Source organism: Micromonospora sp. NPDC005710 (assembly GCF_040630995.1).
Taxonomy (GTDB): Bacteria; Actinomycetota; Actinomycetes; order Mycobacteriales; family Micromonosporaceae; genus Micromonospora.
This window is the reverse complement of sequence record NZ_JBEXYP010000018.1, coordinates 1-22,811: the sequence shown is the minus strand read 5'-3', so window position 1 is coordinate 22,811 and position 22,811 is coordinate 1. Positions and strand designations below refer to the sequence as shown.

The window sequence follows — 22,811 nt, the reverse complement described above, 5'->3', positions numbered from 1 at the left end:
GGTCATGCAGACCGCCGTGCTTGATCAGCAAAGTGATCACGCGATCCACGGGATTCGACGGTAACACCTCCCGGGCGGGTACCCGCAGGCCGCACCCCGGCTGCGACACCTCCGGGCCATCGGGACGAGGTCCGGTGCTCAGGGCGCGGCAACCTCCGTCGATGACCGGGAGACCTGCCGGGGCGGCACCGGCACCGTCGGCGCGGGCCCCGTCGTCGATCCGCTCACCGTCGGGTTGGCCGGTTCGTCGACGCCCTCGTCGCCCGGCGGGTCCGCCGCTCGGGCGACAGTCGCCGGTGCGCTCGCGGGCGGGCCGCTGATCGGACGGGGGTGCACCGCGCCCAGGGGTCCACCGCCACCGGTCGGGCCGTCACCTCCACCGACCGGACCGACCCCACCGGGCCCCGAGTCGTCGTCGGCGCCGGTGGCGCGCGGGCGACCCGGAGCCGGCCTGGTCCGGTCCGCGGCGTGCCCGAGCACCCGCAGCGACGCCAGGGCCGCCATCGGCACCACCAGGGCGGCGGCAGCGCCCATCAGGTCCAGTGCCGCCCCGTCGAGCACACCACCGAGCACCGCGGCGACCACGGTGCCCGCCAGCGCGGCCCGGACCGCCGGGTAGATGCCGAACAGCCGCATCAGCCCACCCCACGGCTGCAACAGGGCGAACCACACGAGCAACCCACCGGCAAGCGCCAGCACCGTCAACGGGCTGTTGACGAGCGTCTCGAAATTCTCCGTGCTGGACCGGTGCACGGCGAACCCGCCGGTGCCGTCACCGAGCGCGGACAGGAACCGGCCCAGGCTGCCCCGCTCCGCCGGAGGACGCCGCAGGTCCACCACGGCGAACCCGATGCCGACCGCCAGCGCCGCCATCGTGGCCCAGGCCAGCCGACTGATCGTCAACCAGCCGCCGGCGCTGATCACGGCGGCGACGCTCACCCCGGCGGTGAGCGCGATAGCGCCGACCGGGTCGGCACCCAGGTACGGGCTGCCGACCACCACCACGGCCAGACCACCCACCGCCACCATCACCGCCGGACGCCAGCCCCGGTGCACCCGTTGGGCGAACCAGCCGCCGCTGAGCAACGCGCCGGCGAGGAACACCCCCAACCCCACCGTGCTCAGCCCCGCGTACCGGCCGCCCTGCAACGCCGAGTAGCCGACCACGCCGTTGAGCTGGAGGCGGGCCCCGGTGAGCACGTCCAGCCCGACCACGAGCGTGCTGAGGCCGGCCACCGCGCCGACCGGCCCGAGGGTGCCCGCGTACCCGGGGGCGAACCGCACCGCCGCGGTGCCGGCGACCACCAGCAGCGCGGTCACCCCGGCGAAGATCCACCCGGGGTGCTCCCCTCGCCACCAGGGCACCGCGTCGGCCAGCAGCGCAGCCGGCACTGTCAACGCCGCGGCGACGAGCAGCAACTCCATCACCGCCACGACCCGCCCGGAGACGGGCGTCGGACCGGCCGGGCCGGCGTGCGGACGGGCCCGGCGCAGCAGCGGCAGGATCGCGAACGCCAGCAGCACCTGCACCCCGGCGAGCAGCGCGAAGAACACCTTCGAGACGGAACGCTGGGCGGCCGCCTCCCGGTCGGCGTTCGCCGGCGCGTCGATGGCCTCGGCCAGGTCGGCGGGACGGCCACCGGTGCTGAGCGCCGGGCGGCCGAGGAAGAGCCGCTCCGGCATGGGCCGACCCAACGCGGCGAGGGCCGTCGGCGCCAGGTCGACGAGTTGCAGGTACCCGTCCCGGCCCGTGCTGGCCGAGGTGAGCCACCCTTTCCCCCAGCCCGGCCCGTCGGCGACCGCCACGTGCAGCCGCGACGGCTGCGCGGTGTCGGAGATCCCCGCGACGAGCACCAACGACCGCGGGGGTCGCGCCGCCAGCACCCGGGCCAGCTGGGCGTCCGCCGCGCGGGCCTCCTCGGCGCGGGTCGCCGGGTCGGCCCCCGCCACCGTGCCCAGGTCGACGATGCTCAGCACACACGAGCCGAGCAGTGGCCGCGGATCGGCCGGCAGCCCCGAGGCGTACCTGTCGACACGGCCGAACGGTCGGGCGGCGGCCACTGCCGCGCCCGGACCCACGGCGACGGAACACCGCACCGACTCCGACAACGAGCCGGGCACGGCACCCCAGGGCAGTCGCTGCTGGTTGTACTGGACCACGCCCTCCTGGTCGGGCAGGTTCGCCCCGATACCGTCCGGCTGTTCCACTGTCACACCGGCCGACGGGCAACCGTCGACCGACCGGCTGCCGTTCCAGGCGGCGAAACTGCCCGCGCCCATCGTCAACCAGCCGTCAACCGGGCAGGTGGGTCGGTGCGCGGAGCGCACCGACAGGGAGCCGATCGACCCCTCCTCGGCCATCCGCCACAGCGTCGGGGTGCTCTGCGGGTCCACGTCCTCCCAGCGCAGCCCGGCAATCCCGGCGAGCACCACGAAGTCGGCGGTACGTTGCGGGGTGCCCTGGGGTGGGCGGGCGGCGAGCGCGGTGACGCCGAGCGCCACCACGAGGACCGTCAACAGGGCGGGAGCGATTCGGCGCAGCATCACCGGTGTCCCGTTCTCGGGGCGTCGGAGCCCGGGGCGGCCGCCGGGCCACCCGGATCCCCGGTCAGCTCGGCGTAGAGGGCGGCCAGCGCGGCGACGGTGTCCTCCTCGGTCGGCCAGGTCGCCGCCCGGTCGGCGCCACGCCGGCCCCACTCCGCCCGGGCCGCCGGGTCGTCCAGCAACGCGCGAACGGCCGCGTCGACGGCGTCCACGTCACCGGCGGGCACCCACGTGGCGGCGTCACCGACCAACTCGGGGAGGCCACCCACCGCGGTGGCCACCAACGGCACACCGGCGCGCAGCGCCTCCTGGGCGAAGAGCTGCCGCGCCTCCCAGTCGCTCGTCACCACCGCCAGGTCGGCGCCGACGAGCAGGTCGGCCACGTCGGTACGGTGCCCCAGCAGGGTCACCGGCGCCCGGGCCGCCGAAGTCCGTGCGGCGAGCGGCAGATACGCCGGCCCGCTGCCCGCGATCACCACCACCGGCGGCGGGGTACGCGTACGCCAGCGGGCCGCCGCGTCGATGAGCACGTCGTAGCGCTTCTGCGGATGCAACCGGCCGACCGAGAGGATCAGCGGCTGGTCCGGGCGGACACCGAACTCGGCGCGTACCGCCGCCCGGCGTCGACGCGGCATCGGCAGCGTCGGCGCGGCGACCGGGGCGAGCCGGGCGTCGGCGGCGCCCACCTCGGCGGCCCGTCGCACCAGATCCGAGGAAGCCCCGAGCGCCACCCGGACGCCGCGGGCCACCACCCGTTCGACGAGCCGGGACACCCCGCCCCGCAGTCCCCCGGCGAGCACCGCGTTGTGCCAGGTGACGATCAGCGGGGCGGCCGGACGGGCCAGCACGGCGACCAGACCGGCCCGCAGGCCGTGCGCGTGCACCACGTCGACGGCGGCGGCGGCGAGCACCCGGCGCAGCACGAGCACCGCCCGGGCGTCGGCCGGAGTCGGGCTGGCCGGGATCTCGACCGGCTCGAACCGGGCACCGACACCGGTGAAGTCGAACTGTTCCTGGGTGGCGGCCGGCCCGCACACCAGGACGGTGGCGCCGCCCGCGACGAGGCCACGGGCCACCGAGCGGACGTGCTGGCCGACCCCACCGGTGCTGGACGCGAGCACCAACGCGACGGTGCCCGACCACCCGGTGGAGGGAGCTGGCTCATGTCCCGCGCTCACTGGCCCACCGTCTCCTTCCCGTCGCCCCGCTGCGGGGAGCCCGTGCCCGGCGGCGCACCGCCGGACGGCCCCCGCCGGCCCAGACGCCGCAGCGCCCCGGCGAGCAGTGGCTGGACGTCCCGCCGGTCGACGAACCAGACCACGGAGAGGAACACCACACCAACCAGAACCCCGGACAGCATGCCCTGACCCAACGCCGCCGCCATCGTCGGGGTGCCGTCGTCCGGCCCGTCGAGCCACCGGGTGAGGCCCCACCCGGCGAGCCCGGCGAGCACTCCGGCGAGGCCACCGGCCGCCCCGGCCCGGGCCACTCCCGCGAGGGCGGACCGGCCGACACCGCGCAGCACCGCCACGAGCAGCAACGCGCCGAGCACGAGCATCCCCACCGAGTTCGCGGACGCCACGGCGAGCACCCGGTCGGCGGTGGGAAGCAGCACCGTCAACGGCAGCGCCACGGCCGGCACGACAAGCCAGCCGAGGGTGATCGCCACCGTCGCCGACCGGGTGTCGCCGCGCGCGTACAGCGCCCGGGACAGCACCGCGAACAGGCCGTAGCCGAGCAGCCCCGGCGCGAACCCGCTGATGGCCGCCGCGGTGGACGCCGGACTGTCCGGGTAGAAGAGGGCGGCGATCGGTTGCGCGGTGCCGATCAGTGCCGCGACACCCAGGCAGCTGAAGAGCAGCACACCGCGGACCGTGCCGGAGAGGGTCCGCCGAAAGCCGTCCTCGTCACCGGCGGCGCTGGCGGTGGCCAGGGTGGGATAGGACGCCACCGCCAACGGCACGGCGAGGACCGCCCACGGCAGCAGGTAGATCGCCTGAGCCAGGTTGAACACCTGCGGGGAACCGGTCGGCCCTCCGGAGACCCGGTTCAGGACCACCAGGAGCGCGATCTGCTGCGCGGCCACCGTCACCGCGCCGGCAGTGGCCAACCCGCCGATCCGCGCCCGGGCGTCGGCGGTGAACGCGTACCCGAACCGGGGCCGCAGCCGTAACCGGCGCAGCGGGATCAGCAGCGACAGCGACAGCACGACCACACCCAGTGTGGTGCCGCCGGACAGGAGCAACTCGCCGCTGCGGCCGACCTGGGCCACCGCCACGCCGCGACCCTGGGCGGCGCCGAAGGCCACGTAGACGACGACCACGGTGAGGCTGGACAGCAGCGGCGCGATGACCGGCCACGCGAAACGTCGGTGCGCCTGGAGGACACCGGTGAGCACGATGCCGATCCCGTAGAGCGGCAACTGCGGGGCGAACACGCGCAACATCCGGGCCCCGGAGGCCAGTTCCGACGCCGACCGGCCCTCGCTGATCAGCGAGATGATCGGGTCGGCGAACAGGACGACGAGCACGGCGAGGGGAACCAGCAGGCTCACCGTCCAGGTCAGCAGGGCACCAGTGGTGGCCGCCACCGTCCGGCGGTCCCCGGCCGCGACCGCCCCCGCCAGCAGGGGCACGACCAGGCTGGCCAACGCCCCACCCGCGACGATCTCGAAGACGATGTTCGGCACCGTGTTGGCGATGACGTACATGCCGCCCAGGTCGCTCTGCTCGACCACCCAGGTGAAGACGGCGGTGCGGCCGAAGCCGGCGAGTCGGCTGGCGACGGTGAGGACGGCGATGAGCGCGGCTGCCCCGGCCAGCCGGCCGGCGCCGGCGAGGGGTGCCGGTCTGTTCACGTCAGTCGGCGCGTCGGCCCAGTGCGTCGAGCTTGCGCAGCCCCGGGGTCCGCTGGATCACCGCGGTGAAGCTGACCTTCTCGCTGGCGGCGGTGAGCCCGGCGAGGACGGCGAGCAGGCCAGCCCGGCCGAGCGGGCCGGTACGGGCGGCGAGCGCGACGCCGAGCAGCGCCCCGAGCGCGTTCGCGCCACTGTCGCCGAGCATCACGTCCTCGGCGAGGTCGTCGCCGAGCAGCCCGGCCGCGGCACCGGCCGTACCCGCGGCGATCCCGCCCTGCGGGCCGCCGGTCAGCGGCGCGGCGAGCAGCAGCCCGGACTTGATCGCCCGACCGGGCCGCAGGTCGAGCAGGTTGAGCAGGTTGGCAGTGCCGGCGATCACACCGGCGCCGAGCAGCACGTCGACGCCCCGGCCGAATGCGCCGTGTCGCTGCCGGCGGGGGTGCGCGGCGACCCGGGGGTCGGCGGCGAGCAGGGCGGCGGCACCCAGCCCGGCGGCACCCACCCCGACGACCTTGACCAGACCGGCGGTCACCCGCCCCTCACGCAGCGCGGCGAGGTGCCCGGCGAAGCCCTTGGCCGCCTTCTGCTCCGGCCGCGCGCCGACCACGTCGTCGTACAGGCCGACGCCGCCCGCGCCGAGACCGGCGACCAGGGCGGCCCCACCGGCCGCGCCGCCGGTGGCACCGAACGCGCCAGCGGCTGCCGCGCCGACCGCGAGCGCCGGCCCGGCGGCCAGGCTCACCGTGCGGCCACGGAAGTTGGTGCGCTCCAACGCGGGGCCGGCCGGCGAGGTGCGCGCCTCACGCAGCGCGTACCGGGCCGCGGCGGCTCCCGCGCCGGCGATCAACAGCCGGTCCAGCGCGCTCACGCCGCCACCTCGGCGGCTCGCTCACGCGCCAGTTCGTCGGATCCGGACACCTGGGTACGTCGTTCGCTCACTGGGGCAGTCTAGGCAGCAGCGACGCGGCGTTGTCGCCGACGCCGTACTGCCCGGCCTTCTTCTCGGTGAGTTGCTGCACCAGGGCGAGGGTGGTGACCACCTGGCCCTGCACGGTGTTGGCGTTGTCGACCGTGGAGACGGTCTGGGCGAGCACCGGGTCGCCGCGGACCACGCCGACCAGGTTGCCGCCGACGGAGCCGTTGCCGGCGACGACTATCGACCCGGTGCGGTCGAACTGCTCGGCGATCTTCACCACCGACTCGTCCCGCTTGTCGGAGTCCTTGTCGACGTACGGCTGACCGCTGACCACGATGACGGCCTCCGCCGAGGCGGTGACCTTGTTGCTGTCGGTGGTCAGGTAGCCGGCGTTGTTGTACGCGGCGAGCACCGCCCGCCGGTCGGCGTCGCTGACCGGCGTGACGCCCTGGGCCCGGTCCAGCAGGACGCTGGCCAGCAGGGCGCTGGAGGTCTCCACGCCGTGCCCGTTACCCGGCAGGCCGGTGGTCTGCGCGGTCGGGCGGGCCGCGGTGACCGCCAACTCCAGCAGGTTGGAGTTGTTGTCCGGGTTGATGAACTTGTCCTGCAGGTCGACCTGGCCGGTGACGGTGGCCCCGGCGAGCTGGAGCTTCTTGAGCACGCCCTCGGTGTGGTCGCGCCCGTTGGGCAGGCTGAGCACCACGACCCGACGCCCGGTGAGGGTGTTGGGCAGGACGACCTGGGAGATCTCCTCGGCGAACTCCTCTTCCAGCGCGAGTTGCTTCTCCATGTTGCTGACCGTCTGGCGCCAGTGTTGGTTGTCCTTGCGCAGCCCGGTGACCTGCCCCTCGAGCGAGTCGGCGACCGGGCCGTTGAGGGCGGCTGTGCCGACCACCAGACCGATAGCCAGAGCCAGGAAGACCGCGGTGAGGGACACCACGTGGTAGCGGAAGTTGATCACGCTTGCAGCCTCTTGATCGGTCGGGAACTAGAAGAGCCGGTACAGCTGGAACACGAAATTGTCCCACCACTCGGCGACCACGCCCAGGTACGCCTTCCCGACTGTCGACACGGCCACCGCGGACGCCATCGCCGCGATCGCCGACAGCACGAGCAGCAGCAGCGACGAACCGGAGATGTTCTGCCGGTAGAGCCGGCTCACCCCCTTGGCGTCGACAAGCTTGCCGCCGACCTTCAACCGGGTCAGGAACGTCGACGCCATGCCGCCGCGCCCCTTGTCGAGGAACTCGACGAGGGTGGCATGGGTGCCGACCGCCACCAGCAGCGAGGCACCCTTCTCGTCGGCGAGCAGCATGGCCAGGTCCTCGCTCGTCGCCGCGGCCGGGAAGGTGATCGCCGGCACACCGAGGCCGTTGACCCGGGGCAGGCCGGGCGCGCGCCCGTCGGGGTACGCGTGCACGATCACCTCGGCGCCGCAGCGCAGCACGTCGTCGGTGACCGAATCCATGTCCCCGATGATCATATCGGGGGTGTAGCCGGCCTCGACCAGGGCGTCCGCGCCGCCGTCCACGCCGATGAGCACCGGCTTGAACTCCCTGATGTACGGGCGCAGCACGTCCAGGTCGGCCTTGTAGTCGTAGCCGCGCACCACGATGAGGCAGTGCCGGCCCTGCATCTGGGTCTCGATGTCCGGCACACCGACACCGTCGAGCAGCAGGTCGCGCTCCTGGCGCAGGTAGTCCATGGTGTTGGCGGCGAACGCCTCCAACTGCACCGACAGGCCCTCCCGGGCGTCGGCCATCGCCTTGCCCACCGACTCGGCGTCCTGGAGGCTGCCGTGCGCCACCGGCTCGTCACCGGCGAAGACCGTGTTGCCCTCGATGCGCACCTGGTCGCCCTCGCGGATGCGCTCGAAGACACCCTCACCCAGGTCGTCGAGGAGCGGAATGCCGGCGGCGATCAGCACCTCCGGGCCGAGGTTCGGGTACCGGCCGGAGACCGAGGGCTTGGCGTTGAGCACTGCCGCGACTCCGACGGCGACGAGCGAGTCGGCCGCCACCCGGTCGAGGTCGACGTGGTCGATGACCGCGATGTCACCGGGGCGCAGCCGACCGACCAGGCGTTTCGTCCGGCGATCAAGGCGCGCGGTGCCGAGGACTCTGCCCGGTTCGGAGTTCCGGTTCCGGCGCAACGTGGGTAGACGCATCGTGACCATCCTGGCATGTGAGGCAGGCTTTTCTGTCGCGACATGCCTGAGCAGGGCCGCCTACCCAGGGAAGCACACACCGGCACAAGCCGGTGTGCTTGCGCTCACAATACGCGGCGTCACAGACGCCTTTCCTTGGCGGCCACTGCCAGAAGCTCCTCGGCGTGAGCGATACCCAGATCCGAATCGGGCAAACCGGCGAGCATGCGCGCCAGCTCACGGGCCCGCTCGGTGTCCTCCACCACACGCACCCCGCTCGTCGTCACCGCGCCGCCGGTGTCCTTCGCCACCACCAGGTGCCGGTCGGCGAACGCTGCCACCTGCGGCAGGTGCGTGACCACGAGCACCTGGTGGCTGCGGGCCAACCGGGCCAACCGGCGGCCGATCTCCACCGCCGCCTGACCGCCGACCCCCGCGTCGACCTCGTCGAAGACCAACGTGGGCGGGCCACCCGAGCCGGCGAAGACGACCTCGATGGCGAGCATCACCCGGGACAGCTCACCGCCGGAGGCACCCCGCTGCAACGGCAGCGACGGCGCACCCGGATGGGCCAGCAACCGCAACTCCACCTCGTCACCGCCGTCCGGGGTGACACCCACCTCGACGCCGTTGACCGACAGCGTCGGCTCGGTGCGCCCAGCCGGACGGGGCAGCACCGCCACCTCGATCCGCGCGTGCGGCATGGCCAGCCCGGCCAACTCGACGGTGACCTGGTCGGCGAAACGGACCGCCGCCTCCTGCCGGGAGGTGGACACCCGCCCGGCGAGGTCGGCCACCTCGACGGCGAGCCGCTGACCCTCCCGCTCCAACTCGTCGAGCACGTCGTCGGACATGTCCAGATCGGACAGTCGGGTGCGCGCCCGGTCAGCCCAGGCGATGACCCCGTCGACGTCGTCGGCGTACTTGCGGGTCAACGCGCGCAGCGCCGCCCGCCGCTCGTAGACGTGCTGCAACCGGGCCGGGTCGGCGTCCAGCGTCGCCAGGTACGCCGACAGCTCCGCCGACACGTCGGTGACGAGCGTCGCAGCCTCCTCCAGGCGGGCCGCCAGCTCACCGAGCGCCGGATCGGTGCCGGACTGCGCCTCGAGGGTCCGCCGGGCGGTGCCGAGCAACGCCGCGGCGTCCGGCGTCTCGTCGGTGGCCTCCACGCCACCGGCCACGCACTGCTGGGCGATCTGCGCGGCGGTGCGCAGGCCCTCGGCGTGCTCCAACCGCTGCGCCTCGGTCTTCAGCTCGTCGTCCTCACCGGGCTGCGGATCGACCCGGGTGATCTCGTCGAGGCCCAACCGCAGCAGGTCGGCCTCCTGGTTGCGCTCGCGGGCGTTGCGCCGCCGGTCGGCCAGGTCGTCAACCACCCGACGCCACCCCGTGTACGCCTCGCGCAGCGCGTCGAGCAGCTTCTCGTGGGCGGGGCCGGCGAACCGGTCGAGCGCGGCCCGCTGCTCGGCCGGGCGCAGCAGCCGCAGCTGGTCGGACTGGCCGTGCACGGCGACCGCCTGCTCACCGACCTCACCGAGCATCGACACCGGCATGCTCCGGCCGCCGACGTGGGCGCGCGAGCGCCCCTCCACTGTCACCGTGCGGCTCAGCAGCACCGAGCCGTCCTCGTCGGGTTCGCCGCCAGCCTCGACGATCCGCGCGTGCACGGCGTCGCCGACCCGCCCGTGCAGCCGTAGCCGCCCCTCCACCACGGCCCGGCCGGGTTGGGCACGGACCCGCCCGGCGTCGGCCCGGCCGCCGAAGAGCAGGCCGAGGCCGGTGACCACCATCGTCTTGCCCGCACCGGTCTCGCCGGTGATGACGTTCATGCCGCCGGTCAACGGCAGCGTGGTGTCTTCGATGACGCCCAGTCCGGTGATGCGCAGCTCATCCAGCACAGCCACCGACAGTAGACGCGAGGCCCGACACTTGACCAGCCGACGGGCCCGGGTTGGGCCCGTACCCGGCCGACGTACAGTTCTGCCCCGTGTTGGACGTCATCGGCCTGACCTCGGCTGAGGAGGAGCTCTACCGCTGCCTGCTCCAGCTCACCACCGCCCGTGTCGACGAGTTGGCCGGTCGCCTGCACCGGCCCCGGGAGCAGGTCGTCGCCCAGGTCGAGGCGTTGCGCGCCAAGGGTCTCGTCCAGCCCACCGACAACGACCCGGACGCCCCGCTGCGCCCGACCGCCCCGGACGTCGCCCTCGGCGGAACGCTGCTGCGCCGTCAGGAGGATCTGGAGTCGGCTCGCCGACTGGTCACCCAGTTGGCCGAGGAGTACCGCTCCGGGCTGCGCCGACACCACGTCGACCACCTGGTGGAGGTGATCACCGGCGCCCGGGTCCTGCGGGACCGGCTGCGTGACCTGCAGAACTCGGCGCGGACCGAGGTGCTCTGGTTCTGCCGGGCCAATCCTCTCGCGATGGCCGGCCCGGAGAATGTCGAGGAGTTCGACGCGCTGGCCCGTGGGGTGAGCTACCGGGCCATCTACGAGCGGGACCTGCTGCTGGAGCCCGGTGCCCTGGCCGACCTGGCCAAGGGGGTGGCCGCCGGGGAACAGGCCCGCGTCCTGGACCGGCTGCCGGTCCGTCTGGCCATCGTGGACGCCAGCACCGCCATCTGCCCGCTGGTGCCGGACCGCGACGGCGGCGAGCCGAGCGCCGCGGTGATCGGCCGCAGTCAACTGCTCGACGCGTTGCTCGCCCTCTTCGAGAGTCACTGGCGGGTGGCCACCCGGCTGCGGCTCGACGACCCGCTCGCCGTGGCCACGCCGGAGGCCCGACGGCCGGAGCCCGAGGACCGGCCGGGCGACGGTTACCAGCCGGACGCCGACGAGGCGCGGCTGCTGTCGCTGTTCGTGGCGGGCGTACCGGACAAGTCCATCGCCTCCCAGCTCGGGGTGAGCCGGCGCACAGTGCAACGGCGGATCGCCGACCTGATGGCCGCCGCCGGCGTGGACACCCGACCCGGGTTGGCGTTCCAGGTGGCCCGCCGCGGCTGGCTCTGACGCCGGAAGGGTCCGCCGTCGACCGACGGCGGACCCTTCACCGCAGGGCGGGACCCCCGCCCGGCCCGATCAGCGCAGCCCGTACGCCCGCAGCACCGTCTGGTCGACGGTGTTCCCGGCCCGGTCGGCGGCGTGCACCCGCAACGACACCGTTCCGCGTCCCGCCGGCACGGTGGCGGTGTACCGGGCGCCCGACCCCGTGGTCGGCGCGTTACGCCAGGTGACGCCCTCGTCGAAGGAGACCTGCACCCGGACGCTGGCACCTGCCGGCGCCGGCACCCCGGCCGGCTGCCGCAGGGTCAACCCGAGCTGGTGCGGCCGGTTGCCGCGTACCGCGCCGAGCAGGTCGGCCGGCACCCGGTAGTCGACCTGGAGCAGCGACAGCGGCGCGGCGGCGTCGCCCGCCGGTCGGGCCGAGGTGAACTCCCAGCCAGTGTCGGTACGCGTGCCGTACCGCCACTCGACCGAGGACCGCTGGGTGGTCACGTCCAGGCGGTAACGGGCCGCACCGGCGGTCGTGGGCACCGGCGCCCAGCCCTCGGAGAGGTCCGCGATCTGCTGCCCGTTGCGGCTGACCCGCGCCGTCACCGTGTCCGACTCCTCGCTCTCGCCGGCCACGCTGTAGTGCCCGGCGGCGTCGACGAACTCGGGCACCCGCACATCCAGGTTGTCACCGGTGCGGGTGGGCACCGGCACCCCCCGGGCCGGGACGGCCGGACGGATCACCGGCGCGTGCCAGGTCTCGGTCACCTTGTCGTTGGCGGCGTACCGCCGGGGCTGCTGGGTCAGACCACCGGTCAGCTGCCCCCACTGCATGAACATGAGCTTGTGCAACACCCGTTGCTGCCACCAGTTGTCACCGGCGCTGACGAAGTCTCGCCGGGTGGTGCCGGCACGAACCATCCGCTGGTTGTCGTTCCAGGCGGTCTCCTGCCACGGACGCCACCCGAACCGCTGCTCGCTCGCCCACTCCCCGCCGACGTTGCCGTAGTGGGTGGTCACCTCGGCGGTGTTGCCGTCGGTGACCTTGTGGACGATCCGCTCCGGGACGCGGCCCTTCGAGACCTGCCACACGTCGTACAGGTACGGGCTCTCCACAGTGAGCGTGAGGTCCAGAGTCGTGTGGCGCTTCCGCACCGCCGCGACGATCTTCTGCCCGTCGTCGTACGCCACCGCCATCGCCGGGATCGGCAGCCGGTCGCCCAACGGGGTCCACGACGTCCACGCGCTCTGGTCGGCCGGTCGGACGACGAGCGCCACAGTCGCGCCGGCGGCGGCCGCCGCCGCGATCTGCTGCTCCTCCGAGGCGTCCGGGCTGGCGGTGAGCAGCGCCGCGGCGCCGCGTACCCGGGTCAGCTCGGCGGGGGTGCCGGTGCCGGCCCAGACCAGCGGCAGCCGACGCCGGTCGGCGGTCGCTGGCGAGGAACCCATCAGGTTGATGTCCAGCGGGCCGGACACCCCGCTGATCGTCGCGTCCACCATCGGCGCGACCAACTGCCAGCGCGAGGCGAACTCGAACTCGCCCCGGCGAACCGCACGGGTCGGGGTGACGTTCACCTGCTGGACGGTGCTGTAGGTCATCACGCCGTGGTCGACCTGCCGGCCATTGCCGAAGACCCGGTGCTCGTAGAAGCTGATCGTGGAGCGCTGCTCGGTCGGTTTCGGTGTCTCGATCCGCACCGGGGTGCCCTTCCGCGGGTCGAGCACCACCGTGACGTCCCGGTCGACAAGCAGCTCCGGGTCGGTGACCAGCGTGATCTGCTCGTCCAGTGGGGCTCCGTGCTCGATCAGCGCCTGGACCAGGTAGGGACCCTCCTCGACCTGGAGCTGCACCTCGCCGCCGACCCAGCCGAGCCAGTCCGATTCGGGCTGCTCACCGAAGAGGGTGAGCACCGAGGCGAGACCGGGCTGACCCTGCATGTCGAGCGCCCGCACGGTCACGGTGTGCAGCGGGCCGCTGAGGGTGAGCGCGACGGCGGTGCGCACCGTGACGCCGTCCGCGCCGGTGGCGACCAGCCACCCGCTGTGCAGACCCCGGTCCAGCTTCGCCGGGTCGGCCCGCAGCGGCACGGCGACGCTGCCACCGGCCGGTACGGTCACGTCGGTGCCACCGACACTCACCCCGTCGGTCTCGGCCACGCGGGTGTCCAGGTTGCGCAGATCCAGTGCCAACCGCAGGGTCTGCGGGGCCGTGCCGCCGTTCGTGTACGTCACGGTCCGCTCGACGGTCGCGCCACCGGTGCCGAGCCGGCCGAAGTCGGCGGTGGCGGACCCGTACACCCGCTGGCCGAGCGCGCGGGCCACGTCGACCCGGCCGGCGCCCTGCTCGAAGACGGTCAACGCGGGGTTCGCCTTCGTGGTGCTGACCAGCGCGTCCTTGAGCTTCGCGGCGGGCCAGTCCGGGTGTTCCTGGGCGAGGATCGCCGCCGCTCCGGCCACGTGCGGGGTGGCCATGGACGTGCCCGACGCGGTCGTGTAGGCGTCGTCGACGGGCGTACCCATTGTGGTGCCGGCGGCGCGGGCGGCGATGATGCCGACGCCCGGCGCGGTGATCTCGGGCTTGAGGCCGTTGTCGCCGAGGCGCGGGCCCCGGCTGGAGAACTCCGCCAGGTTGTCGGCGCGGTCCACCGCGCCGACGGTCAGCGCGGCCGCCGCCGCGCCGGGCGCGCCGACGGTCCGCGCGGCGCCCGAGTTGCCGGCGGCGACGACGAATAGCGCGCCGGTCTCGGCGGTCAGGTCGTTCACCGCCTGACTCATCGGGTCGGTGCCGTCGGTGGGGTCGCCACCGAGGCTCATGCTGACCACCTTCGCGCCGGAGTGGGCGGCCCACTCCATGCCCGCGATGATGGACGAGCTGTAGCCGGAGCCGGCGTCGTCGAGCACCTTGCCGACAAGCAGCCGCGCGCCCGGCGCGACGCCCTTGCGCCTCCCCTCGGACGCCGCCCCGCTGCCGGCGATGGTGGAGGCCACGTGGGTGCCGTGGCCGTGCCCGTCACGGGCGCTGCCGCTGCCGGAGAAGTCCTGCGCCTCGGCGATCCGACCGGCCAGGTCGGGGTGGGTGTCGTCGACACCGGTGTCGAGCACCGCCACCTTCACGCCGGCACCGTCCCGGCCGGCGGCCCAGGCGATCGGGGCACCGATCTGCGGCACGCTGTACTCGAGCGTCGGGCGGACCTTCCCGTCCAGCCAGATCCGCGCGACACCGGCGCCGAGCCGGGCCGGCGAACCGGTTGCGGCCCGCTGCCCGGGTGCGCCACGCAACGACGTCCACAGGCCACCGAGGTCACCCTTGCCGACCCGCAGCGCGGCACCGTTGATGCTCTGGAGGGGACGCGCGTCGGTGGCGCCGGCCAGCGGCCTGACCCGCCCGGCGGCCGGTTCCTGGTAGCTGACGATCAGCGGCAACGCGCCCTGCGCGGCGTCGCCGTACCCGTCGGCCGCCAACTCCTGCACGTCGAACAGGTCGGGGTCGAGCACCCCCGAGGAGACGTACGGCACGACGTCGCTGGGCAGGACCCGCAGCCCCCCGTCGGCCTCGATGGTCTGGAAGGTGATCCGGTTGCGCCCCGGGCCGGGGTTGACGGTGGCCGCGACCCGACCGGGTGCCCCCTGCACCAGGTCGACCTGGTCGCCGGTGATCAGGGTGACGCGGACGGGTGCCGTGTGCGGGGTGGGCGTGCCCGATGTCGGGCCGGTGGGCCGGGCGGGCGGGTCGGCGGACGCCGGTGCGGCGACGCCGACCACCAACGCGCCGACCGCGCCGACGGCGAGCCAGCGTGGGGACCAGTGCATGCGATGGGCTCCTCTACTCCTCCAGGCCCACCATCCGTAGATGAGGGCCGATCGGAGTCTGCGTCGGAGCGTGTCACCAGGTCACTAGTCGCCCGCCGCCGCAGCGGCGACATGTCGTCAGGTGGACAGCTGACATCCACCGACGGTGTGCGCCACGGTCACCGGCGGCTGCCGCGCCACCCGTGCACGGGGAGGCCGAACTTGGCCACCAGCCGGTCGGTGAACGGTCGGGGGCGCAGCCGCACGATGCGTACCGGCAGGGCACCCCGGCGCACCGTCACCCGCGCACCGGGTGGCAGGTCGTAGACGCGCCGGCCGTCGCAGGAGAGCACCGCGAGGGTGGTGAACGGGTCGACGGTGATCACGAAGGTGGACGTCGGGGCCGTGACCAGCGGGCGGCTGAACAGCGCGTGCGCGCTGATCGGCACCAGCAGCAGCGCCTCCACCTCCGGCCAGACCACCGGCCCGCCACCGGAGAACGCGTACGCGGTGGACCCGGTGGGGGTGGCGCAGACGACACCGTCGCAGCCGTAACGCGACAGTGGCCGCCCGTCCACGTCGACGAGAAGCTCCAGCATCTGGGCCCGCTCGCCCTTCTCGATGCTGATCTCGTTGAGCGCCCAGGACTCGATCGTCGGCCCACCGTCGAACTCGGCGGTGACGTCGAGGGTGAGCCGCTCGTCGACCGTGTAGTTGCGGCTGACGACGTCCCGCACGGCGGTGTCCAGGTCGTCGATCTCCGCCTCGGCCAGGAAGCCCACCTTGCCCAGGTTGATGCCGAGCAGCGGCGCCTTCGCGGGCCGGGCCAGCTCGGCGGCGCGCAGGAAGGTGCCGTCCCCACCGAGCGCGAAGACGATCTCGGCGCCCTCGGCGGCCAGCGGGCCCGCGACCGGCACCACGCCGGGCAGGTCCAGGTCGTCGGCCTCGTCGGCGACCACCCGTACCTCGAAACCCGCGTCGATCAGGTCGGCGGCGACCGAACGGGCGTGTTCCGTGCTACGCCGACGGCCGGTGTGCGTCACCAGCAGCGCGGTCCGACTCATCGGGCCACCCGCCCGCACCGGACCGGGCGGCGTCGCGCCACCGACGCCTCGGCACGACCGCGTGTCGGCGCGCGGCCCGTTGTGACACCCTCGCTACGCGTGTTCACCCTGCGACCTCCTCCGCCGCCACGTCCGGCACCCCGCCGGCCGTCGTCGAGCCGTCCGGCCCGGCCGCCACCACGGCCCGCACCCGCTGCGGGTCGGCCGCCGGTGCGCCCCGGCGCAACCATACGAAGAACTCCACGTTGCCGCTCGGCCCGGGCAGCGGGCTGGCCGCCACGTCGGCCAACCCGAGGCCGAGCCGCGCGGCAGTCGCGGCCACGTCCAGCACCGCTTCGGCGCGCAACTCCGGATCGCGGACCACACCGCCGGCACCGACCCGGTCCTTGCCGACCTCGAACTGCGGCTTGACCATCAGCGCCAGGTCACCGTCGTCGCGGGTGCAGCCCGCCAGCGCCGGCAGCACCAGCCGCAACGAGATGAACGACAGGTCGGCCACCGTCAGGTCGACCTGGCCACCGATCGCGTCCGCATCGAGGGTACGGACATTCGTGCGCTCCAGAACACGCACCCGCTCGTTCGTGCGCAGCGGCCAGGCGAGCTGCCCGTAACCGACGTCCACTGCCACCACCTCGGCCGCGTCCGCGCGCAGCAGCACGTCGGTGAACCCACCTGTCGACGCTCCCGCGTCCAGGCAACGCCGCCCGGCGACGTGCAGCCCACCGGGGGCGAACGCGGCCAGCGCGCCGGCGAGCTTGTGCCCACCCCGGGAGACGTACTCCTCGGCCGGGTCCGCGCCGGTCACCAGGAGCGGGTCGGCGGGGTCGACCATCGCGGCCGCCTTGCGGGCTACCACGCCCCGCAGGTGGACCCGGCCGGCCTCCACCAACGCGCCGGCCTGCTCCCGGGAGCGGGCCAGACCGCGGCGGACGAGTTCGGCGTCCAGCCGGTTACGACGTGCCATGGGTGTGGTTCTCCGGTCTGCTCAGGCCTGGTCGTCCCGCTCAGGTCTGGTCGATGGTGGCGAGGGTTTCCCGCAGCGTCTCGTAGGCCGCCTCGTACTGGGCGATCTGGTCGGCGGGGGCGAGCGTCGCCGCGTTGGCGAGGGACCGCACTGCGGCGTCCACCGCCGGATGCCGCGTCTCGTCGTCGCCGAGGTCCGGTGGCGGCCCGGGACGGGCACCCACCGGCGGACCGGGCCGGGCCGGGCCGTCGGCCGGCAGGCCGGGACGGCCCGGGAACGAGCCGCTGGCCGGCGGGCCGGGGCGAACCGGGAACGAACCACCGGCCGGCGGGCCGGGCCGCGCCGGGAAGGACCCGCCGGGCGGTGGACCGGGCCGGGTCATTCGGCGTCGTCCGGCGGGAGCTTGCGGACCGCCTTCTTCGCGGGCATCACGGCCGGCGTCGGGACGTCCTCGTCGGTGGTGCGGCTGACGGTCGCCGGCGCCTTCTTGGCGATGGCCTTCTTGGCGACCGCCTTCTTCGCCACGGCCTTCTTCGCCACCGGCGCGGAGACCGGGGCACCCGCCGAGGCGTCGGACGGCACGAGCCCGGAGCCGGGCCGCGCGGCAGCCGTCGGGTCCGGTTGCGGCGTGGCGGCGGCGGGCGGCCCGGCGGCCGGCTCGGCGGACCGGGCCTCCCGTAGCTGCCGTTCCAGGTCGTGCACCCGACGGGTCAGCTCGGCGACCTCGTCGGCGGTGGCCAGACCGACAGCGCCGAGCGCCCGGTCGACCTCGAAACGGACCAGCTTGGTCAGCGCCTCCCGGTTGGCGGCGCCGGTGGTGACCAGCTCCTCGCCGAGGGCCTGGAGTTGGGCTGCTGTCGCACCACCGGAGCCGACCAGGCGACGTGCCACGTCCTGGGCCTTCTTCCGGGGCGCCTCCGCAAGGCCCATGGCCAGTTCGAGGTAGGCGCGCCACGCGTCCTGCATGCCTGAGTCCTTCCACGGGGCGAGGTGTGCAGGTGTCACGCTACCGGGCGCCCCGGACCAACCCGTGCGGTACGGTGCCGAGGACGGCGTGGCGATCAACGAGGGGGAGATGTGGCCAGCGTGGACGAGTGCCGGCAGGCGTTGCAGGAGCTGGCCGCCCGGTTGGATCGAAACGCCGAGACGGTTCGCGAACGGATCGACCTGGACCGGACGCTGGCGTGCCGGATCACCGACCTGGACACTGCATTCCACGGTCGGATCACCGGCGGTCGGCTGGTCGAGCTGACCGATGGTGACAACCCCAAGGCCAAGATCGCATTGAGTACGTCGAGCGACGACCTGCTCGCCCTGGTCCGGGGCGACCTGGACGTCACCAACGCGGTGACCTCCCGCCGGGTCTCGATCAAGGCCAATCCGTTCGACCTGCTCAAGTTGCGCAAGCTGCTCTGACGACCGCGCGGGTGTCACACCGCCGCGGTCAGACCGAAACTCTCCATCGCGTGGGCAGCGTCCACACCCACCGGGCGGATCTTCGGCAGCGCCGGCACCGACGCCGACCAGGCCACCGCGCAGAGCGCGGCCAGGGCGTCCAGCGGCCGACCGGCCCCGGCCAACTCCAGCGTGCCGTCCCGGTCGGTCACTGACCAACCGCCGGCGTCCGCCGAGCCCGGGACCCGCACCGCGGCAGCCGGGTCGAAGAGCCCCGCCAGGTCCCTCGCGACGTACGTGGGACGGCGCTGCGGCTCGGCGGCCAGCAACTCCGGTACGCCACTGACGCCGGTGAGCACGAGCAGGCTGTCCAGCCCCGCCCGACGGGCGCCCTCGATGTCGGTGTCCAGCCGGTCACCCACCACCAGGCTCCGCCCACCACCACTGCGCCGAGCGGCCGTCTCGAACAGCGCCGGTTCCGGCTTTCCGACCACCACGTCAGGGTCCCGCTCCAACGCCGTACGCAGCACGGCGACAAGCGAACCGTTGCCGGGCAGCGGCCCCCGCCCACTGGGCAGGGTCCGATCGGTGTTGGTGGCGATCCAGATCGCACCCGCCCGCACCGCGACCGACGCCTCGGCCAGATCGGCCCAGCCGACCTGCGGGCCGTACCCCTGCACCACAGCCGCCGGCTTCTCATCGGCCTGGGTGACCGGGGTGAGACCGACAGCGCGCAACTCCGCACGCAACGCCTCCGCACCGACCACCAACACCGACGCGCCGGCGGGCAGCCGGTCACGCAGCAACTCGGCCGAGGCGGCGGCTGAGGTGAGGACCTCCTCCGGCCGGGCCGGCACACCCATCCCGGTCAGCAGGTCAGCGACCTCGCTGGACCGGCGGGACGCGTTGTTCGTGGCGTACGCCACCGCCCGCCCCTCGGCATGCAACCGGGCCACCGCGTCGACGGCGCCGGGGATCGGCCGGTCGATCAGATAGATCACGCCGTCCAGATCGAAGACGACGAGGGTGTACCCGTCGACCAGCCGCTCCCCCACGCCCGCGCTCACCGCTGCGTCGAACCCGACTCGTCGTTCCGGGCCGGGGCGGTCCCGTCGGCGTCCGCCGGGGCGCCGTCCGCCGGGGTGCCGCCGGACGTCACGCCGCTGTCGCCAGCGGTGTCCGCGTCGGCGTTGCCGCTCTCGGTCGGGTGACGGTCCTCGTCCTCGTCGTCGAAGCCTTCGTCGTCGGCGGGACGGCCGACAGCGGCGTCCTCGTCCTCGTCGTCGTCGAAGTCCTCGTCGTCTTCGTCGTCTTCGTCGTCGTCGTCTTCGTCGTCTTCGTCGTCGTCTTCGTCGTCTTCGTCGTCTTCGAAGTCGTCGTCGCCGGTCAGGTCGGCGTCGGGTTGGGCCGGCACCGCACCAGGAGCGCCCGGGCCTGCGGCGATCTCCTCGGCGGCCTCGTCCTCGTCGTCGCCTTCAATGACCACGCCGTCGAGTTCGAGCAGCCGCTCGGCGGCGTCGGTCTCGTCCTCGGTGTCCACGTCGGCGGCGCGGGAGAACCATTCGCGGGCCTCGTCGCGCCGACCCACCGCGAGCAGCGCGTCGGCGTACGCGTACCGCAGCCGAGCCGTCCACGGCACAGTGGCCTCGCTGGTGAGGTCCGGGACCTGGAGCATCGCGACCGCGGCGTCCTTCTGCCCGAGGTCGCCCCGCGCGCCGGCGGCGACGATCAGCAGTTCGATCGCCACAGCCTGGTCCAGCTTCTCCCGGTCCGCGCCACGGAACAGGTCGATGGCCCGCTCCGGCCGGCCGAGGGCCCGCTCGCAGTCCGCGAGGACGGCCAGGTGGCTCTGCAGCCCGCTCATCCGGTGGTACGTACGCAGCTCGGCGATCGCCGACTGCCACTCCCCCGCGTGGTACGCGGCCAGGCCCACGGCCTCACGGACAGCGGAGATGCGCGACGCGAGCCGCCGGGCGGCAAGCGCGTGCGCCAACGCCTCGGCCGGGTCCTCGTCGATCAGCTGCCCGGTGGCCACCAGGTGTCGGGCCACCGTCTCGGCAACCGGCTTGTTCAGCGAGAGCAACTCTGCGCGGACGTCCTTGTCGAGGTCGGTCGCGACGATGTCGTCCGGCAGCGCCGGGGCCGAACTACGCCCGCCCTCGAACGACTCGGAGCCACCCGCGCGGTCGTCGCGACGGAACTCCCCCTCGCGACGCGGCCGCTCGTCGGCCTGGAAGCCCCCGGTACGCTCTCCGCCCCGGTAGCCGCCCTCGCGGGGGGCACTGGAACGCGAGCCGTCGCGGTCGCCGCCCCGGAAGCCGCCCTCACGACGGTCGCCACCACGGAAACCACCCTCGCGCGGCGGACCCGAACGAGAACCGTCCCGGTCACCACCACGGAAACCACCCTCACGGGGAGCACTCGACCGCGAAGCGTCCCGGTCGCCCCCACGGAAGCCACCCTCGCGGGGGGCACCGGACCGCGAACCGTCCCGGTCGCCGCCCCGGAAGCCGCCCTCGCGGCGGTCGCCACCACGGAAACCACCGTCCCGGTCACCACCGCGGAAACCACCCTCACGCGGCGGACCCGAGCGGGTACGGTCGCCACCCTGGTAACCGCCCTCACGACGGTCACCACCACGGAAACCACCGTCGCGGTCGCCACCGCGGAAGCCACCCTCGCGGGGTGCACCCGAGCGCGAACCATCGCGGTCGCCACCACGGAAACCACCCTCGCGGGGTGCACCCGAGCGCGAACCATCGCGGTCGCCACCACGGAAACCACCCTCGCGGGGAGCACCCGAGCGCGAACCATCGCGGTCGCCACCACGGAAGCCACCCTCACGCGGCGGGCCGGAACGCGTGCGGTCGCCGCCCTGGTAACCGCCCTCACGACGGTCACCACCGCGGAAACCACCGTCCCGGTCACCACCACGGAAACCACCCTCGCGGGGAGCGCTGGAACGAGAACCATCGCGGTCGCCGCCCCGGAAGCCGCCCTCACGACGGTCGCCACCACGGAAACCACCGTCCCGGTCACCACCGCGGAAACCACCCTCACGCGGCGGACCCGAACGAGAACCATCGCGGTCGCCGCCACGGAAACCACCCTCACGGGGAGCGCTGGAACGAGAACCATCGCGGTCGCCGCCCCGGAAGCCGCCCTCGCGGCGGTCGCCACCACGGAAACCACCGTCCCGGTCACCACCACGGAAACCACCCTCACGCGGCGGACCCGAACGAGAACCATCCCGGTCACCACCGCGGAAGCCACCGTCCCGGTCACCACCCCGGAAGCCGCCCTCACGGCGATCGCCACCACGGAAACCACCGTCCCGGTCACCACCACGGAAACCACCCTCACGCGGCGGACCCGAACGAGTGCGGTCGCCACCCTGGTAACCGCCCTCACGACGATCACCACCACGGAAACCACCCTCGCGCGGAGCGCTGGAACGTGAACCGTCCCGGTCGCCACCACGGTAACCACCCTCACGGGGCGCACCCGAGCGCGAACCATCGCGGTCGCCGCCACGGAAGCCGCCCTCACGGCGGTCGCCGCCCCGGAAACCACCGTCGCGGTCGCCGCCACGGAAGCCGCCTTCGCGCGGAGCGCTGGAACGCGAGCTGTCACGGTCGCCGCCCCGGAAACCGCCCTCACGCGGGGCACCCGAGCGGGAACCGTCACGCTCGCCGCCCCGGTAGCCGCCCTCACGCGGGCCGCTCGAACGGGAGTTGTCGCGGTCGCCGGACCGGAATCCACCCTCACGGCGGTCGCCACCGCGGTAGCCGCCCTCACGGGGTGCGCTGGAACGCGAACTGTCCCGGTCACCACCACGGGATCCAGCGTCGCGGGCGCCGGCGTATCCGCCTCGGGCGCCGCCGCTGCTGTCGCGGTCTCCCCGGTACGGGGGCCGGCCCTGGTCGTCGCGGCGTGGGCCGCGGTCGCGTCCGCCCGCGCCGTCAGTACGGTCTTCGTAGCGACGGGGACGGTCTCCGCCCTGCGGTCCTGAACTCACAGGTACATCCTTCCTGATTGCGCCACCAATGGCGCTACGCAGTCGAGGGCCGACCCGGATGGGGCGGCCCTCGACTGGAAGATTGTCCGGCGGCGTCCTACTCTCCCACACCCTCACGAGTGCAGTACC

The 22,811-nt window shown here is 73.9% G+C and carries 17 protein-coding genes; 3 read left to right on the top strand and 14 right to left on the bottom strand.

The annotated features are described in order from the left end of the window. Positions 1-138: 138 nt before the first annotated feature. From ABZ406_RS22855 to recN, 7 genes are all read right to left on the bottom strand, one after another. A complete protein-coding gene (locus ABZ406_RS22855; protein ID WP_357765029.1) occupies positions 139-2,544 on the bottom strand; it encodes a hypothetical protein in 2,406 nt (801 codons plus the stop codon). Then, positions 2,544-3,722 carry a glycosyltransferase family 4 protein gene (locus ABZ406_RS22850; RefSeq protein WP_357765026.1) on the bottom strand — a complete coding sequence of 393 codons (1,179 nt, stop codon included), beginning with the start codon at positions 3,720-3,722 and terminating at the stop codon, positions 2,544-2,546. The genes ABZ406_RS22855 and ABZ406_RS22850 overlap by 1 nt, the downstream gene beginning before the upstream one ends. Next, on the bottom strand, positions 3,719-5,401 hold the full coding sequence (locus tag ABZ406_RS22845) for a lipid II flippase MurJ (RefSeq protein ID WP_357765023.1): 1,683 nt from the start codon (positions 5,399-5,401) through the stop codon (positions 3,719-3,721). The genes ABZ406_RS22850 and ABZ406_RS22845 overlap by 4 nt, the downstream gene beginning before the upstream one ends. A 1-nt stretch (position 5,402) precedes the next feature. Next, entirely contained in the window at positions 5,403-6,269 is an 867-nt protein-coding gene (locus ABZ406_RS22840; protein WP_357765020.1) for a hypothetical protein, read from the bottom strand. 67 nt (positions 6,270-6,336) lie between these two features. Next, positions 6,337-7,278, bottom strand: a complete 942-nt coding sequence (locus ABZ406_RS22835) for a copper transporter (protein WP_357765017.1) — start codon at positions 7,276-7,278, stop codon at positions 6,337-6,339. A gap of 27 nt (positions 7,279-7,305) precedes the next feature. Next, the gene (gene steA, locus ABZ406_RS22830) at positions 7,306-8,484 is read right to left on the bottom strand and encodes a putative cytokinetic ring protein SteA (protein WP_357765014.1); all 1,179 of its coding nucleotides are present in this window, start codon (positions 8,482-8,484) and stop codon (positions 7,306-7,308) included. A gap of 119 nt (positions 8,485-8,603) precedes the next feature. Beyond that, positions 8,604-10,361, bottom strand: coding sequence for a DNA repair protein RecN (gene recN, locus ABZ406_RS22825; protein ID WP_357765011.1), 1,758 nt, complete (start codon positions 10,359-10,361; stop codon positions 8,604-8,606). 89 nt (positions 10,362-10,450) lie between these two features. Between recN and ABZ406_RS22820 the strand changes: the two genes are divergently transcribed. Next, on the top strand, positions 10,451-11,470 hold the full coding sequence (locus ABZ406_RS22820; protein ID WP_357765008.1) for a helix-turn-helix domain-containing protein: 1,020 nt from the start codon (positions 10,451-10,453) through the stop codon (positions 11,468-11,470). 69 nt (positions 11,471-11,539) lie between these two features. Here the strand turns inward: ABZ406_RS22820 and ABZ406_RS22815 are convergent, their stop codons facing one another. From ABZ406_RS22815 to ABZ406_RS22795, 5 genes are all read right to left on the bottom strand, one after another. Further along, complete coding sequence (locus ABZ406_RS22815; RefSeq protein WP_357765005.1) at positions 11,540-15,262, bottom strand: S8 family serine peptidase; 3,723 nt, start codon at positions 15,260-15,262, stop codon at positions 11,540-11,542. A 158-nt stretch (positions 15,263-15,420) separates the two neighbouring features. Continuing rightward, positions 15,421-16,305, bottom strand: coding sequence for an NAD kinase (locus ABZ406_RS22810; protein ID WP_357765002.1), 885 nt, complete (start codon positions 16,303-16,305; stop codon positions 15,421-15,423). A gap of 103 nt (positions 16,306-16,408) precedes the next feature. Continuing rightward, positions 16,409-17,269: a TlyA family RNA methyltransferase gene (locus ABZ406_RS22805; protein ID WP_357764999.1), complete on the bottom strand. Its 861-nt coding sequence runs from the start codon at positions 17,267-17,269 to the stop codon at positions 16,409-16,411. Positions 17,270-17,309: 40 nt separating this feature from the next. After that, positions 17,310-17,492, bottom strand: a complete 183-nt coding sequence (locus tag ABZ406_RS22800; RefSeq protein ID WP_357765269.1) for a hypothetical protein — start codon at positions 17,490-17,492, stop codon at positions 17,310-17,312. 155 nt (positions 17,493-17,647) lie between these two features. Beyond that, positions 17,648-18,235 (bottom strand): hypothetical protein, encoded by a 588-nt coding sequence (locus ABZ406_RS22795; RefSeq protein ID WP_357764997.1) that lies wholly within the window; start codon positions 18,233-18,235, stop codon positions 17,648-17,650. Between the two features lie 111 nt (positions 18,236-18,346). Between ABZ406_RS22795 and ABZ406_RS22790 the strand changes: the two genes are divergently transcribed. Beyond that, positions 18,347-18,685, top strand: coding sequence for an SCP2 sterol-binding domain-containing protein (locus tag ABZ406_RS22790; RefSeq protein ID WP_124815234.1), 339 nt, complete (start codon positions 18,347-18,349; stop codon positions 18,683-18,685). A 14-nt stretch (positions 18,686-18,699) separates the two neighbouring features. Here ABZ406_RS22790 and ABZ406_RS22785 read toward each other — a convergent pair whose 3' ends face one another. Both ABZ406_RS22785 and ABZ406_RS22780 read right to left on the bottom strand, forming a co-directional pair. Beyond that, complete coding sequence (locus ABZ406_RS22785) at positions 18,700-19,731, bottom strand: HAD-IIA family hydrolase (RefSeq protein ID WP_357764993.1); 1,032 nt, start codon at positions 19,729-19,731, stop codon at positions 18,700-18,702. After that, positions 19,728-20,714 (bottom strand): Replicase polyprotein 1ab, encoded by a 987-nt coding sequence (locus tag ABZ406_RS22780; protein WP_357765266.1) that lies wholly within the window; start codon positions 20,712-20,714, stop codon positions 19,728-19,730. Before ABZ406_RS22780 ends, ABZ406_RS22785 begins: the two co-directional genes overlap by 4 nt. Between ABZ406_RS22780 and ABZ406_RS22775 the strand changes: the two genes are divergently transcribed. After that, complete coding sequence (locus ABZ406_RS22775) at positions 20,703-22,124, top strand: hypothetical protein (RefSeq protein ID WP_357764991.1); 1,422 nt, start codon at positions 20,703-20,705, stop codon at positions 22,122-22,124. The genes ABZ406_RS22780 and ABZ406_RS22775 overlap by 12 nt on opposite strands. Positions 22,125-22,811 lie beyond the last annotated feature (687 nt).